11 protein-coding genes and 3 pseudogenes are annotated in these 14824 nt (G+C 57.8%); 9 read left to right on the top strand and 5 right to left on the bottom strand.

All coding sequences use genetic code 11. The annotated features are described in order from the left end of the window. Nucleotide 1 precedes the first annotated feature (1 nt). The 3 genes from AC4ANK_RS04855 to AC4ANK_RS04845 all read left to right on the top strand — a co-directional run bounded on the left by AC4ANK_RS04855 (nt 2) and on the right by AC4ANK_RS04845 (nt 2590). Complete coding sequence (locus AC4ANK_RS04855; RefSeq protein ID WP_002555439.1) at nt 2-1267, top strand: ABC transporter permease; 1266 nt, start codon at nt 2-4, stop codon at nt 1265-1267. Nucleotides 1268-1275: 8 nt separating this feature from the next. Continuing rightward, entirely contained in the window at nt 1276-1800 is a 525-nt protein-coding gene (locus AC4ANK_RS04850; protein ID WP_002555440.1) for a DUF3299 domain-containing protein, read from the top strand. Between the two features lie 103 nt (nt 1801-1903). After that, complete coding sequence (locus tag AC4ANK_RS04845; protein ID WP_002555441.1) at nt 1904-2590, top strand: OmpW/AlkL family protein; 687 nt, start codon at nt 1904-1906, stop codon at nt 2588-2590. Between the two features lie 284 nt (nt 2591-2874). Here the strand turns inward: AC4ANK_RS04845 and AC4ANK_RS04840 are convergent, their stop codons facing one another. The 3 genes from AC4ANK_RS04840 to AC4ANK_RS04830 all read right to left on the bottom strand — a co-directional run bounded on the left by AC4ANK_RS04840 (nt 2875) and on the right by AC4ANK_RS04830 (nt 7138). Then, nucleotides 2875-3804, bottom strand: a complete 930-nt coding sequence (locus AC4ANK_RS04840) for an NAD-dependent epimerase/dehydratase family protein (protein ID WP_460383500.1) — start codon at nt 3802-3804, stop codon at nt 2875-2877. After that, on the bottom strand, nt 3797-4681 hold the full coding sequence (locus AC4ANK_RS04835) for a sugar nucleotide-binding protein (RefSeq protein WP_002555443.1): 885 nt from the start codon (nt 4679-4681) through the stop codon (nt 3797-3799). The genes AC4ANK_RS04840 and AC4ANK_RS04835 overlap by 8 nt, the downstream gene beginning before the upstream one ends. Nucleotides 4682-4834: 153 nt before the next feature. Next, a complete protein-coding gene (locus tag AC4ANK_RS04830; RefSeq protein WP_005734480.1) occupies nt 4835-7138 on the bottom strand; it encodes a mechanosensitive ion channel family protein in 2304 nt (767 codons plus the stop codon). Nucleotides 7139-7415: 277 nt separating this feature from the next. On the opposite strand from AC4ANK_RS04830, the gene AC4ANK_RS04825 reads away from it, so the two are divergent. Then, entirely contained in the window at nt 7416-8234 is an 819-nt protein-coding gene (locus AC4ANK_RS04825) for an alpha/beta fold hydrolase (protein ID WP_005734479.1), read from the top strand. Between the two features lie 49 nt (nt 8235-8283). On the opposite strand, the gene AC4ANK_RS04820 is transcribed toward AC4ANK_RS04825, so the two are convergent. Beyond that, the gene (locus tag AC4ANK_RS04820) at nt 8284-9132 is read right to left on the bottom strand and encodes an ureidoglycolate lyase (RefSeq protein ID WP_002555446.1); all 849 of its coding nucleotides are present in this window, start codon (nt 9130-9132) and stop codon (nt 8284-8286) included. A 411-nt stretch (nt 9133-9543) separates the two neighbouring features. Here AC4ANK_RS04820 and AC4ANK_RS04815 point away from each other — a divergent pair. The 4 genes and pseudogenes from AC4ANK_RS04815 to AC4ANK_RS04800 form a co-directional block, all read left to right on the top strand. Then, nucleotides 9544-9918 (top strand): annotated as a pseudogene (locus AC4ANK_RS04815) (ligand-gated channel); the annotation flags it as partial. Between the two features lie 89 nt (nt 9919-10007). Further along, nucleotides 10008-10757, top strand: coding sequence for an IS5 family transposase (locus AC4ANK_RS04810; protein WP_460382697.1), 750 nt, complete (start codon nt 10008-10010; stop codon nt 10755-10757). Between the two features lie 14 nt (nt 10758-10771). Next, a pseudogene (locus AC4ANK_RS04805) lies at nt 10772-12709 on the top strand (TonB-dependent receptor); the annotation flags it as partial. Nucleotides 12710-12938: 229 nt separating this feature from the next. Next, nucleotides 12939-13178, top strand: a complete 240-nt coding sequence (locus AC4ANK_RS04800; RefSeq protein ID WP_003317071.1) for a hypothetical protein — start codon at nt 12939-12941, stop codon at nt 13176-13178. A gap of 172 nt (nt 13179-13350) precedes the next feature. Here AC4ANK_RS04800 and AC4ANK_RS04795 read toward each other — a convergent pair. Then, nucleotides 13351-13776 (bottom strand): annotated as a pseudogene (locus AC4ANK_RS04795) (EAL domain-containing protein); the annotation flags it as partial. A gap of 61 nt (nt 13777-13837) precedes the next feature. Here AC4ANK_RS04795 and AC4ANK_RS04790 point away from each other — a divergent pair. Further along, on the top strand, nt 13838-14818 hold the full coding sequence (locus AC4ANK_RS04790; RefSeq protein WP_044424202.1) for an IS5 family transposase: 981 nt from the start codon (nt 13838-13840) through the stop codon (nt 14816-14818). The last annotated feature ends 6 nt before the right edge of the window (nt 14819-14824 follow it).

Genomic DNA, 14824 nt, shown 5'->3' with positions numbered 1-14824 from the left:
GATGTATCTGTTTCGTCTGGCCATGGCCAGCCTGGCCAACCGCCGTTTCACCGCGTTTCTCACTGCCTTCGCCATTGCGCTGTCGGTGTGCCTGCTACTGGCCGTAGAGCGGGTGCGCACCGAAGCCCGCTCCAGCTTCGCCAGCACCATCAGCGGTACCGACCTGATCGTCGGTGCGCGCTCCGGCTCGATCAACCTGTTGCTGTACTCGGTGTTCCGCATCGGTAATGCCACCAACAACATTCGCTGGGACAGCTTTGAGCATTTTGCCCAGAGCAAACAGGTGAAATGGGCGATCCCGATTTCGCTGGGCGACTCCCATCGTGGCTATCGGGTAATGGGCACCAACGAAGCGTATTTCGAGCATTATCAGTTCGGTCGCCAACAACATCTGGAAATGGCCGAAGGACGCGAATTCAAGACCGATCCCTTTGAGGTAGTGCTGGGCTCGGAGGTCGCCAAGGCGCTGCATTATAAATTGGGCGACAAGCTTGTACTGGCGCACGGTGTGGCAGCGATCAGTCTGGTCAAGCATGACGACAAGCCGTTCACCGTGGTCGGCATACTCAAGCCGACCGGTACACCGGTGGACCGCACGCTGCATATCAGCCTGGGCGGCATGGAAGCCATTCATATCGACTGGCACAACGGCGCACCGGCGCGAGGCAACGAGCGTATCTCTGCCGATCAGGCACGCAATATGGATCTGACGCCGACTGCGATCACCGCCTTCATGCTGGGTTTGAACAGCAAGATCTCAACCTTCAGCCTGCAACGCGAAATCAACGAATACCGTGGCGAACCCATGCTGGCGATTCTGCCCGGCGTGGCGCTGCAAGAGCTGTGGAGCCTGATGGGCACCGCTGAAAAGGCACTGTTCGTAATTTCGCTGTTCGTGGTGCTAACCGGTCTGATCGGCATGCTGACCGCGATTCTCACCAGCCTCAATGAACGACGCCGGGAGATGGCCATCCTGCGCTCGGTCGGCGCACGGCCCTGGCATATCGCAAGTCTGCTTATACTTGAAGCCTTCGCCCTGGCACTTGCGGGTGTCATCAGCGGCCTCGCACTGCTCTATATCGGCATCTTCGTGGCCAGAGACTACGTGCTCGACAACTACGGTCTGTACCTGTCGTCTATGCCACCTGGCCAATATGAATGGACCCTGCTCGGTGCCATTCTCGGTTGCGCGCTGTTGATGGGAACCGTGCCAGCCTGGCGAGCCTACAGGCAGTCACTGGCCGATGGACTGTCGATTCGTTTATGAGGACCTTCATGATGCGGCGCATGCTACTCACTCTGCTGCTTTCGGTTTCCACTCAACTGTGGGCCGCCGAGCCGCGTGAACTGACCTGGAATGACATGATTCCACCCGATGCACCCGTGGTGAAGCCGGTAACGGCTCCGATACACGATATGTCCAAGCTGTCCGATGCACTGGCCATGGAGGCAGCGCCTGCGGCCCATCAACTGGCTCCGCATGCGCCAGTGGTCAAGGCACTGGATGGAAAGCTGGTGCGTTTACCGGGCTACATCGTGCCACTTGAGGTCAGTGAGGAAGGCAGAGTGACGGAGTTTTTGCTGGTGCCGTATTTCGGTGCCTGCATCCATGTGCCGCCGCCGCCAGCGAACCAGATCGTGCATGTCACGAGTGAGCTGGGTGTGAAGGTCGATGAGCTGTATCAGCCGTACTGGATCGAAGGACCGATGCAGGCCAAATCGTCTACCAGCGAACTGGCAGAAGCGGGTTATCAGATGCAGGCAGACAAGATACTTGTCTACGAGTTGCCGGATTCATAAGGATGACGAGGTTCCCAGCGATTTCATTGAGCTGAGTCAAAGTCGCCGCTCGACAGCGCTTTAACATTATGCCCATAAATTTTGACTGATCTCTGGAGCCTCCATGAACAAGCACTTGCTACGCGCGTCTGTTGTCGCGCTTGCCATCGCCGCCCCGGTCGCGGCACATGCCTACGAGCCTGGCGACTTCATCGTTCGCGCCGGTGTTGCGCACGTCCAGCCCAATGAAGACAGCGGCGAAGTCCGTCTGGACGGTGCCAAGGTCTCCGGCACCAAAGCCACTGTCGATGGCGAAAACCAGCTCGGTCTGACCTTCGCTTACATGCTGACCCAGCATGTCGGCATCGAGCTGCTGGCTGCTACACCGTTCAGCCACACCGTTTCAGTAAAAGGCCTGGGGCCAGGCCTGGACGGCAAGCTGGCTGATATCAAGCAACTGCCGCCGACGCTGTCGTTGCAGTACTACCCGATGGAACCTTCGTCGAAATTTCAACCGTATGCGGGCGTGGGTATCAACTACACCACCTTCTTCGATACCGACCTGACCGGCAATCGCAAGGATCAGGGTTTCAGCAACCTCAAGCTCAAGGACTCGGTTGGTCTGGCTGCTCAGTTGGGCATGGACTATATGATCACTGACAACGTACTGGTCAACGCCTCGGTCTGGTACGTCGACATCGATACCAAAGCGACTGTGGACGGCCCTTCTGCCCTGGCCGTCGGCAAGACCAAGGTCGACGTGAATATCGACCCGTGGGTATACATGGTGGGCGTGGGTTACAAGTTCTGACCTGCACACCTTCAAGCGCCACACACACAAAGGCACCCTTATCGGGTGCCTTTGTGTTTTGTGGTTTGAACTCTGCGTGCTGGATTCCTGATTATCGTGCCGTTATTTAACCCGCGCCCGGACTCCTGGCTATCGTGCCGATGCTCCGCGTCGGCATGCAGTTCGTGACGCTCTGCGTCACAAATAGGCGCTGCACCGCACGCTCAAGAGCGGACGCAGAGCGTCCAGAAATGCATCACCACGCAGAGCTTGGGGACGATCAGCACTTACAGTCGATGCGGGGCTCATTGCCCCATCAGCAACTCAAGCCCACGAACCAGTGGTGTCGGCTCATCAATGCTGAAGTGCTCCAGCAGACGCTGGTTACTGGCCCGTGAATGCTTGATGTCGCCCGAGCGCGGTGCCTGATAGCTCACTTCCGGCTGTTTCCCGACCACTTGCGAGAGCGCCGACAGCAGCTCGTTAAGCGAAGTGGTCTTGTTCAGGCCGACGTTTATCGCACCTTCGATGGCGTTTTCCCGTGACAGGGCCTGCAGCAGCAGCTTGAGCAGGTCGCCCACGTAGAAGAAATCGCGCGTTTGCTCGCCGTCGCCAAACACGCTGATCGGCAGGCGTTTCTGGATGCGTTCGGCAAAGATGCTGATCACGCCCGAATACGGCGACGACGGATCCTGGCGCGGGCCGAAGATGTTGAAGAAGCGAAAGATCACCGGCTCCAAACCATGCTGACGGCGGTAGAAATCCAGGTAGAACTCGCTGGCCAGCTTGTCCGATGCGTACGGAGTCAGCGGTGCTTTGGTGGTGTCTTCGGTGATCGCTTCGCCTTCGCCGTTGTTGCCGTATACCGCCGCGCTGGACGCGAAGATCACGCGTTTGATGCCCGCTTCGCGCATGGCCTCACAGACATTCAGTGTGCCGATGAAGTTGCTTTGATGGGTGCGTAACGGGTCGTCAACTGACGCCTGAACCGAGGCCACCGCTGCCAGGTGCACCACGGCCTTACAGCCTTGCGCAGCGCGCTTGACCAGCTCGGCATCGGCTACGTCGCCTTCGATCAGTTCAACCCGCGGGTTGTCGAGCGGCAGATTGCTGCGCTTGCCCGCCGAGAGGTTGTCGAGGATACGCACGCAATGCCCGTCGGCAAGCAATGCATCGGTCAGGTGCGAGCCAATGAAACCCGCACCTCCCGTAATCAGAACAGGGGCGTCAGACATGTCGATAATACCGGTCCAGCAGGCTTGGCAAGCCGGCCCGCCAGGCGCGGGGCTTGATGCCGAAAGTGTGGAGAATTTTCTTGCAGGCCAGCACCGCGTGCTGCGGTTCCTCGGCTGCATCGGGACGCGCGGCGTGAGCCTGTGCGGTGGGCGATTCAATGGCCAGCGGGTGCAGCAGACGTGCTTCGGTGAGCACCGCCTGACCCAGCGCCAGTGGCGTGGTCGCTTCGTGCCCGGCGTAGTGGTACGTGCCCCACAGCGGCGCTTCGCAATCGAGTTGCTTGACGATTGAAATAATCACCCGCGCCGCATCATCGACCGGCGTCGGGTTGCCGCGTCGATCATCGGCCAGCAGCAGCTCTCCGGGTTCTTTGGCGCGCGAAAGAAAGCGGCCAAGCACGCCATCAGCGCTGTCATCCAGCAACCAGCCAAAACGCACAAGCACATGTTGCGGACAGGTGGCGCGCACGCTTTGCTCGATACGCCACAGCGCCTGACCGCGCAGACCCAAGGGCACTGGCTCGTCTTTTTCGCTGTAGGCAGTCGCGCGCGAGCCATCGAACACACGATAACTGGAAGGCTGGACCAGCGTGATGTTGTGGTGCTGACACAGTTCGGCCAGACGCTCGACAGAGCGCTCCTGGTGGGTCAGGCGCGCTGCGCTCACGGTCTCCGCCTGAAACCAGTCGAAGTAGTAAGCAAGGTTTATCAGGGCATCGGGGCGGGTGTCATCAAGCAGTTGCGTGAGGCTCGCCACGTCCCAGCCGTCTTGCGGTGGACGTGGTGCGAGGAAACCAATGTCTTCCTCGGCACCCAGACGAATCAGCGCCTGCCCGAGGGCATTCCCGCCGCCCAACAGCATAAGGCGCATTCGCATAGAGTCAGCAGGCTCGGTATCAGATAATCAAACGAACAATTGAAAAACGCCTGCAAACATAACACGTTGCCTGCCAACCCCCAACAGTTGCGCAGCCTGGCGGGACAATGACGCCGCCACAATGCGTTGCAGCGTCTCATGCCGCCCGATTGATTACTGAGCTGCCGGACCCGGCGGGCTGTTGCCCTTGGGCAAACCAAGCGGTGCAGGTGTCGGCGCAGAAGGTGTCGCAGCGGCAGGGTCCGAGGGCGCAGGAGGCCCCTCGGCTTCGACACCAGCCTGCGGGTTGTTGAAGCCCGGCCCCATGACCATCTGTGGATAAGTCTGCGCGAAACGCACGTTCGGGTTTTTATCCACAAGACGCTTGAGGCGCTCGTTGAAGGCGCGCCCCACTGCGTACTGACCACCGGAAGAGGTGCGGAATTGCGCGGTCAACACCATGCCGTTCAGGTTCATGCTGTCGACGCCGAACACCTCCAGCGGTCCTTGCAGGTTGTGCTTGAGCAGAATGTCATCGCTGATCGACTGCCCGGTTTCGCGGATCAGCGCCAGCGCATCATCAATATCCGAGTCATAAGTGAACTGCACCGAGAAGAACGCATAAGCGAACTGCCGCGACTGGTTGGTGACCGCCTTGATCTGCCCGAACGGCACGGAATGGACAAAACCCTTGCCGTCACGCAGGCGCACGGTACGGATGGTCAGGCTTTCCACCGATCCGGAGTGGCCAGTACTGAGCACTACCCAATCGCCCACCGAGAAAGTGTCTTCGATGATGATGAACAGACCGGTGATCACGTCCTGCACCAGTTGTTGCGAACCGAAACCGATGGCCAGACCGACAACCCCGGCACCCGCCAGCAGCGGTGCAACGTTGATGCCCAGGTTGGCCATGGTGGTGATCGCGCAGATCACCACCAGAATGATTTTCACCGCGTTGCGCAGCAGCGGCAGAATGGTCTTGATTCGCGTGCTCGGCTGGCGGCCACTGCGATGGTTCGCTGGTGGTTTGAGAGCTTCCTGAATGGCCGTGTCGAGCACCACCCACAGCAGCCAGGTGACCACAAAGATCAGGCCGATACTGCTCAGCGAATCGCTGATCACGCGACCCAGCGTGTTGCGCTGGGCAAACTCGAACATCGAGAAGCCCCAGATACGCCCCAGTATCTCGATGAACCCGATGGCAAGCGCAATGCGCAGCACCGCGTACACCAGGCTCAGCAGACGCGCCTTGTACACATGCCCGCCGCGCCCCAGGGACTCGGTCGGTTTGAACAGGTGCTGGAACACTGTGCTCAAAAATACCGTGGCGATCAGCAGAATGGTGGTGAACAACGCACAACGCAGCGCTTCCTGACTGTCTTCACCGGCTCCGATCAGGTTGATCGCCGAGACCAGAATCATCAGCAGGATTGGCAAGTGCCACAGGTTGGAGAAGATTTTCAGCGACTGCTGCAGTGCTGGCCGTTGCAGGCGGCTGCTCAAGGAACGGTTACGAATCAGGTGCGCCACCGGGCGGCGCACCTTGATGATCAGCATGCAGAACACCACCGACGCAAACAGCCCGGTGAACACCGCAACGCTGGTGGTGACGTTGCTGCCCAGTTGGCGGGCGATCTGCGGGCTGGTCAGTGCATCGCTCAGCGCCGCCAGAAAACCGACCACAAACAGTGGCCTCGGCGCGTAGCGGCGAATCATGCGTACCGCGGCGCGCTTGTGCCCGGAGTTGAACATCACAATCACGCAGAGCAGCACCGAGGTCGACACGATGCCACTGCTGGTCGCATAGGCGAAGCACAGCGCCAGCGCACGGCCCACTGAAGACGGCATGAAGTGGCTGACGTAGAGAGTCAATGGCAGACAGACGATGGCTGGCAAGGTGAACGGCAACACGTATTTGAGCAGCGCCTGACTGCGCTCGCGCACCCGCATGAACGGCGTCCGGCACAAGCGCACCGCCAGAAAACGACCCAACGAGGTCAGAACGGCAAACGAGCCGATCCAGACAAACGACAAGGCGAGGAAGTCCCCGGCAACACTCCACGGAGAACGTGTAGTGCGCTTGTTGACCAGCTTCTCCAGCTCGTCGGCTGCACGGTCGGCGCGCAGCTGCCAGGCGTCGAAGAGGTTGTCGTCAAGATTGAGCTTTTCCTGGACGTCATCAATGCTGGAACTGATGGCACCGAGCAACCCGCCCTGCACCAGAAGCTCCGGGGCCTCTGCCGCCGCTGGCTCGCCGCCGTCTGCCGGTTTCGCATCCGCCTTTTCAGCGGCCTTGTCATCCGCTTTCGCTGCAGGTTTGTCAGCTGCTTTGCCATCGGCCTTTTCGGCCGCCTTGTCGTCGGTCGGCACCGCAGCGCCCATTGGCAAAGCAGGTACATCGGCTGCCTGGAGATTGAAACTGCCTGCGAATAGCAGCAGACCCGACAGGATCAAGATTTTCAGCTGAGACGCCACGCAGTTCTCTCCTTCAATGGACAAATACAACCATGCACAGGCCAAAGCGCGCTTTGATCCCAAGGAACTGATTCCCTTATGCCCGGCAAGTTCGGTTCCGGCAGGGAAATACGATGAGCCGATGTTTCAAAAAATTGCGCCAGAACAGTACGCTCATTCTTCCCGACTGAACTATGCAAAGCGCCAACTGCCGGAATTATCGGCGGCTGCCGAAGGCATGCATGAGCCTGTGCACCAGAGCGCTTGCCCGATCAACCCGACATCGAGAGGAATCTGCATGAGCACGTTCAACGCAAAAGATGGCACCGAGATCTATTACAAGGACTGGGGCGAGGGTAAGCCGGTACTGTTCAGCCACGGCTGGCCGCTGGATGCGGATATGTGGGAATACCAGATGGAATACCTCAGCAGCCGGGGCTATCGCACCATTGCCTTCGACCGCCGAGGCTTCGGTCGTTCCAGCCAGCCGTGGACCGGTTATGACTACGACACCTTCGCTGACGATATCGCCGAGCTGATCGAGCATCTTGATCTGCACGACGTGACGCTGGTGGGCTTTTCCATGGGCGGCGGAGATGTGACGCGCTATATCGCAAAATATGGTAGCGAGCGAGTTGCCAAACTGGCCTTGCTGGGCTCGGTCACACCGTTTTTCCTCAAGACTGACGACAATCCGGAAGGCGTCGACAAATCAGTGTTCGATGGCATCAAGGAGGGTCTGCTCAAAGACCGCGCGCAATTCATCAGTGATTTCGCCACGCCGTTCTACGGCCTGAACAAAGGACAGAAGGTTTCCGAGGGCGTACAGGCCCAGACCTTGAATATCGCCCTGCTCGCCTCGCTCAAAGGCACGCTGGATTGCGTGACGGCGTTCTCCGCAACCGACTTCCGTGCGGACATGGCGAAAATCGATGTGCCGACCCTGGTGATTCATGGCGATGGTGATCAGGTTGTGCCGTTCGAAGCATCAGGCAAGCGCGCCGCCGAGCTGATCAAGGGTGCAGAGTTGAAGGTCTATCCCGGCGCGCCGCACGGCTTTGCCGTGACCCATGCCGAGGCACTCAACAAAGACCTGCTGGCGTTTGTGCAGGGCTGATATTTTTATGTAACAGGGAGTCGGTTGCCGACTCCCCGCAGGCAGCGAATCAGTCGGCCTGAACGGTCAACTGATTCTGCTCGCCCAGCCCCGCAATCCCCAGGCGCATGCGTTGCCCTGCGCGCAGGAAGACAGGCTCTGGCTTGACGCCCAGGCCCACACCCGGCGGCGTACCCGTGGAGATGACATCACCCGGTTGCAGGCTCATGCAACGGCTCAGGTAGGCGATCAGTTGCGGCACGTTGAAAATCAGCGTGCGCGTATTGCCATTCTGATAACGATGACCGTCAACCTCCAGCCACAGGTCGAGTGAGTGAGGGTCGGTAACCTCGTCGCGGGTCACCAGCCAAGGGCCTATCGGACCAAAGGTATCGAAGCCTTTACCCTTGTCCCAGGTTCCGCCGCGCTCAAGCTGCCACTCGCGCTCCGACACATCATTGACTACGCAATATCCGGCAACGTGCTCCATGGCAACGGCTTCGTCGATATAACGCCCGCCCTTGCCGATGATCACGCCCAGCTCGACCTCCCAGTCAGTCTTGAGCGAACCGCGAGGAATTTCGACGTTATCGTCCGGGCCGCAAATTGCGCTGGTCCACTTGTTGAATATGATGGGTTCCTTGGGCACTTCCATCCGCGATTCGGCTGCGTGGTCGGCGTAGTTCAGGCCTATGCAGATAAACTTGCCGACCTGCCCGACGCACGCCCCGATGCGCGGTCGGCCCGCCACCAAAGGCAGGCTTTCGGGATCAAGCGCGGCCAGGCTGGCAAGGCCTGCCGGGCTCAACACCTCGCCAGCGATGTCCGTGACATGCGCGGACAGATCGCGGATCTGGTAGGCAGCATCAAGCAGGCCTGGCTTTTCCTGGCCCTTTTCACCGTAACGAAGCAATTTCATCGAGTTCTCCCGTTTCAGTCCAAGGTGCAAACCGCGGATTCAGAGGGTGATGCCCTGTTGCCCGGCCTTCGGAAATACGTATTCACGATTGGGCTGAACCCACTGAGTCTGGACAGATAGCATCGCAACGGACGCCTTGCCTAATGAAATTTACGACCAACTGCCAACGCGCCGAGTCGGCATTGACCGGCAGAAAAATCGGGATAACGCGCCACTGGTCATAATTAATACACACAGTGAGTATTAATATCACCCCCAGTTCAAACGAGCCCTTTCGTTGAAACGAGCCCCTCGAAAACACGACGGACTCGTACGTCTTGAAGGGCGAACTGGACTCATGTCAACGCTAACACCGTCCTGCAGATTCCCCGTCGCAAGCGCGGCGCCCTGACGCCCCAGGAAAACCTTTTCATGAACAATCGATCGATACCGCGTGCTTCTCGATTCCCGATAACGGGCCTTGCGTTGCTGGTTTCATTGAATTCACTGTGCCTGATCAGCCCGTTCATTCAGGCCGATGACGATGTGCCCACCTCAGTGACGGCGCCCGCCAGCGACGACACCGCTGCCGTGACACTGGGCACGGTGTCAGTGATTGGCCAGGGCGAAACCCGGCAGGTGCAACGCGTCACGCAAAAGGACGTAAGCGCTTATTCCGCAGGCACCAGCCCGTTGAAAGTTCTGCAACGACTACCGGGTGTCAACTTCCAGTCCGGCGACCCGCTGGGTCGTGAAGAAGGCAGCCAGCGCATCAGCCTGCGCGGTTTTGACATGCACCACCTAGGGTCTGTTCCCGTTTCGACGTAACCCATTGATCTCTATGAGAACAGGCCCGTATTGTTGGAGTTCTCACACAACACCAATACGAGCCTGCAATGCCCCGATTAATGCTCAGTGATGAGCACTGGCCGAAGCTTCGAGAAATTTTGCTGCACGAATCGATCTACAACAAGCGAGATTTGCGCACCACGGTTGAAGGCATGCTGTACCGCATGCGTGTGGGTTGCCCTTGGCGAGACCTGCCGAAAGCGTTTGGAAACTGGAGCAAGGTCTACAAGCGGTTCAATGCCTGGTCTGCTTCAGGCAAGTGGGTCAAGGTGCTTGAGGTGCTGATGACCGATCCTGACATGGAGTGGGTTTTCATTGATGGCAGCTATGTAAAGGCTCATCAGCACAGTGCAGGTGCTGCCAGCACGCAGGACCAGGCCATCGGAAAAAGCCGAGCCGGTAACACCAGCAAGATTCACCTGGCTGTAGACGCTTGTGGGCTGCCCATTGCATTTGACGTGACCGGAGGCCAGACCAATGATTGTTCGCAGGCGGCCTCGTTGATTGCCAAGATGCCCAATGCAGAAGTGATCATTGCGGACAAGGGCTACGACACTGAAGCGATACGCGCTCAGGTCGAGCAGCAAGGCAGCAAAGTGGTGATTCCACGAAAGCGCAATTCTCTGAAAGGGAACGCAGATCTGGACAAAGGGTTATATCGCAATCGACATCTCGTAGAAAACGCCTTTGCCCGGTTGAAGCATTTCCGGGCGGCGGCTTCTCGGTTCGACAAACTCAAGAGAAACTATGAAAGCGTCATAGCAATGGCCTGCGCTTTTCTGTGGCTGCCAATGTGAAACGGGAACAGACCCTAGGCTACACCCTGGACGGCGTCACGCTTGGCAACATGAGCTTCGGCAACTTCAACGGTCTGAGCATCACCCGGGCGATCATCGCGGAAAACATCGCCGCCAGCGAAGTGGCTCCAGGCATCGGTTCGCTGGGCACGGCATCGAACAGTGACTTGGGCGGCACCATCCAGTTCACCAGTTCCAATCCGGACAAGGAATTCGGCGCGCGACTGTCACAGACCCTGGGCAGTTACGACACCTCGCGCACTTTCATGCGCGTCGACACAGGCGAATACAACGGTCTGTCCGCTTATGTGTCGGGAGAAAAGTACGACGCCGATGCCTGGAAAGGTCACGACAACCCGCAAAAATCCGACGCTGTGAACGCCAAGGTCAATTACAACTTCGGCGAAAACCGCGTGAGCTTTTTCCACAGCACCTCGTCTCACGACGAAGCCAATCTGCCCAGTCTGTCGAAGAGCATCATCCAGCGCCTGGGCTACAACTGGAGTTACTACACGCCGGACTGGACCCGCGCGGTCAATGCGGCCAACGGCATCTACACCGGCGGCGTAACCAGCGCAGGCGATGCGACCTACAACGCCAGTAGCCTGCGCGACGACGAACTGGACATCCTCAACGGCAATTTCTCGCTCACCGATGATCTGGTGCTGGACGCGACGGTCTATCACCACCATGACTCGGGCCGGGGCAATTCGTACTATCCGTTCATCTTTACCAGCGGCTCGACCACTGTCCCCAGCAACTCGATTCGCAGCACGGTGTATGGCATTGATCGAACCGGCTTCCAGAGTTCGCTGACCTACTTCCTGAGCCAGCATGAAATTCAGGGCGGGTTCTGGATTCAATCGAACAAGAACGACATCGCCCGTTACCTGTTCGATACCACCAATGCGACTCCGCAAAACCATATCGTCAAAACCAATGGCCTGAGGCAGGCGGCGACAGTACTGGACCAGAGCTACAACGACCTGACCCGACAGTTTTTCCTGCGCGACACCTATACCCTGCTCGATGACCGTCTCAAGCTTGAGTTCGGCGCAAAGAACACTGTCACCACCTCCACTGCCGAAGGTAAAGGCGGCGGTTATGCCAGCGGTTCGCTGGAAGCGCGGGACAGGTTTTTGCCGCAAGTGGGCGCAACCTACACACTCAATGACAGCGATGAAGTGTTCACGTCTTATTCGGAAAACATGGCGGCCTTTCCGAGTGGCGGTTACAGCCCGTTCTTCACCACGCAGACCGCAGTGGATGCGCAGAACGGCTTCAAGGACCTCAAACCCGAAACCTCGAAAACCGCTGAACTGGGCGTGCGCCGCAGCACAAAGCTGTATTCGGCATCCGCGGCGGTCTACAACACCAAATTCGACAATCGCCTGGTGGCCATCACCAACTGTACCGGCATCGTCATCTGCCAGAACGGCGTTGCCAACGTCGGCTCTGTCACCAGTCGGGGCCTGGAACTGTCATTCGGCCTGACGCCCGACGAGCACTGGCGCTGGTCCAACTCCATGTCCTACAACCACAGCACTTATGACGACGACTATGCCAGCGGCGGCAGCACCGTTCATGTGAAAGGCAAAACCGTCGTCGATACGCCCAAGCTGATGTATTCCAGCAACCTGGACTGGAATTGGGAGCACTGGAATGCCGGCATGCAGGGCAACTACATCAGCAAGCGCTATTACACTTACACCAACGACTCCAGTGTCAGCGGCTACTGGGTAGCGAACGCCAACCTCGGTTACGACTTCGGCAAACTCGGCGCCGTCAAAGACACCACCGTCTCGCTGAACATGGTCAACCTGTTCGACAAGCGTTACATCTCCACCCTCAACACCGACGCCAGCGCAGCGACCGACCCGGCGGGCAATTTGCAGATTCTGCAGGTGGGCACGCCACGCAGCGCGTTTGTAACACTGGGCGTGAAACTTTGATTGATGCTGACTGAAAGCGGGCGAAGGATCGCCCCATCTGCCACTTACATTGAATTACGTCGCCCGGCTTGCTCTTGGAGACAGGCTCTTGTGGGAGCGAGCTTGCTCGCGAAGGCAATGTACCTGTCTCTGCAAGACCGCGTGGGTTGCCAACCTCAATGGCGACGAATACCCCATCGTGCTGCATACTCCCCTGACATACAGCGCCTGACCTTCATCTGGACACCCCATGACACCCAACGCAGAACTCTATAACCCGTCCACCGAATATGCCGACAAGCTGATTTCGCGCATCGGACAAACACCTTCGTGGATCGCAAAACGCATTGGTGTGACTGACAAGCGCATTCGCTACATTCTGGATGGGGAAAGGACCGTCAAAGGCGAAACCACGCCGATTCAGATGACCTATACCGAGCAGTTTGCACTGGAGTGTCTTGTGGCAGAGGCTATAGCGCTGAGGATGTAGGACCCGCTGGCTATCAAGCATTGCCCTTGAATCTGAGGTTCCTGATAATCACGCCCTCAAATAACTCAGGCAAGGAAATGCAGTGAAAGGAAATCTAGTATTGGTGGCGTTGCTTGCCCAAGCTTGAGTGCGGTGAAGTCTTTGCTACGAATAACTCTCATGCTCGCGGTTCTCAAGCAGGTATGTCCAACAGTTTCAGACTACGTGACGATTTAATCATAGAAGCACACTCTTCAATGATGACAGGCTTACTAAAAAGATAACCCTGCATTTGATCGCAGCCATACGTCACAAGCAGCGCTAACTGGTCGACTGTTTCGACGCCTTCTGCAATGACTTTAAGACCCAATTCGTGCGCCAACACGATGACCGCTCTGGTGATAGCGGCGTCCTCATGATTGCTCGTTATATCTTTTATGAACGCCCTGTCAATTTTGAGGGCGTCAAGAGGGAATCGTTTCAAGTAAGCCAAACTCGAATAGCCCGTTCCGAAATCATCGACCGAAAGGCTTATACCATACGATTTTATATCTCGAAGTATGTTAACCGCCGACTCGGGATCGATCATCAGCATTGACTCGGTCAATTCGAATTCTAAGGAATCTCCGAACAAGTCCCGGTTATGCGAAAATCGCCTGACCACCTGATCCGAGCCTCCCATGAGCCAGATGAGCTTTTCCGATTTCGAATATGCCAGCAAGCGCAAGCAGACACGCCGCGAACGCTTCCTCGCCGAGATGGATCAGGTCGTCCCCTGGACAGGTCTGCTGGGCCTGATCGAACCGTTCTACCCCAAGGCCGGCGGTGGCAGAAAACCTTATCCGCTGGAAACCATGCTGCGCATTCACCTGCTGCAGAACTGGTTCTCCCTGAGTGATCCGGCCATGGAAGAAGCGCTCTACGAAATCACCCCCATGCGCCAGTTTGCACGCCTGACGTTGAGTGCGCCGATACCGGAAGACACCACGATCATGAACTTCCGGCACCTGCTGGAGAAACATCAACTGGCTCCTGCAATCCTCGCGGTCATCAACGGTTATTTGCAGGAAAAAGGCCTGTCGCTGCGCCAGGGCACCATCGTCGATGCCACCATTATTCATGCCCCAAGCTCGACCAAGAACAAAGACGGCGAGCGTGATCCCGAGATGCATCAGACAAAGAAGGGTAACCAGTATTTCTTCGGTATGAAGGCCCACATCGGCGCTGACGTTGAGTCTGGACTGGTTCATCACGTCCATGGCACTGCGGCCAATGTGGCCGATGTCACTCAAGTCGCCGAACTGCTCCACGGGGAAGAAAACGCGGTCTATGCGGACGCTGGCTACACCGGTGTCGAGAAGCGTGAAGAGCACGAAAATCGTAACGTGATCTGGCAAATCGCGGCGCGGCGCAGCACGTATTCCAAGCTGAACAAACGCAGCCTGTTGTACAAAGCCAAGCGCAAGATCGAGTACTGCAAAGCGCAGACACGCGCCAAGGTCGAGCATCCGTTTCGGGTCATCAAGCGCCAGTTTGGTTACGTGAAAGTACGCTTTCGTGGGCTGATGAAAAACACGGCCCAACTGACCACGCTGTTCGCCCTGTCGAACCTGTGGATGGCTCGAAAGCGACTAATGGGTTTGGGTGAGTTGCGCGCTTAACACGGA

The sequence above is a fragment of the Pseudomonas sp. Pmew2 genome, from assembly GCF_058129885.1.
The sequence above is the reverse complement of the archived record's forward strand: the minus strand, read 5'-3'. Positions and strand labels throughout refer to the sequence as shown.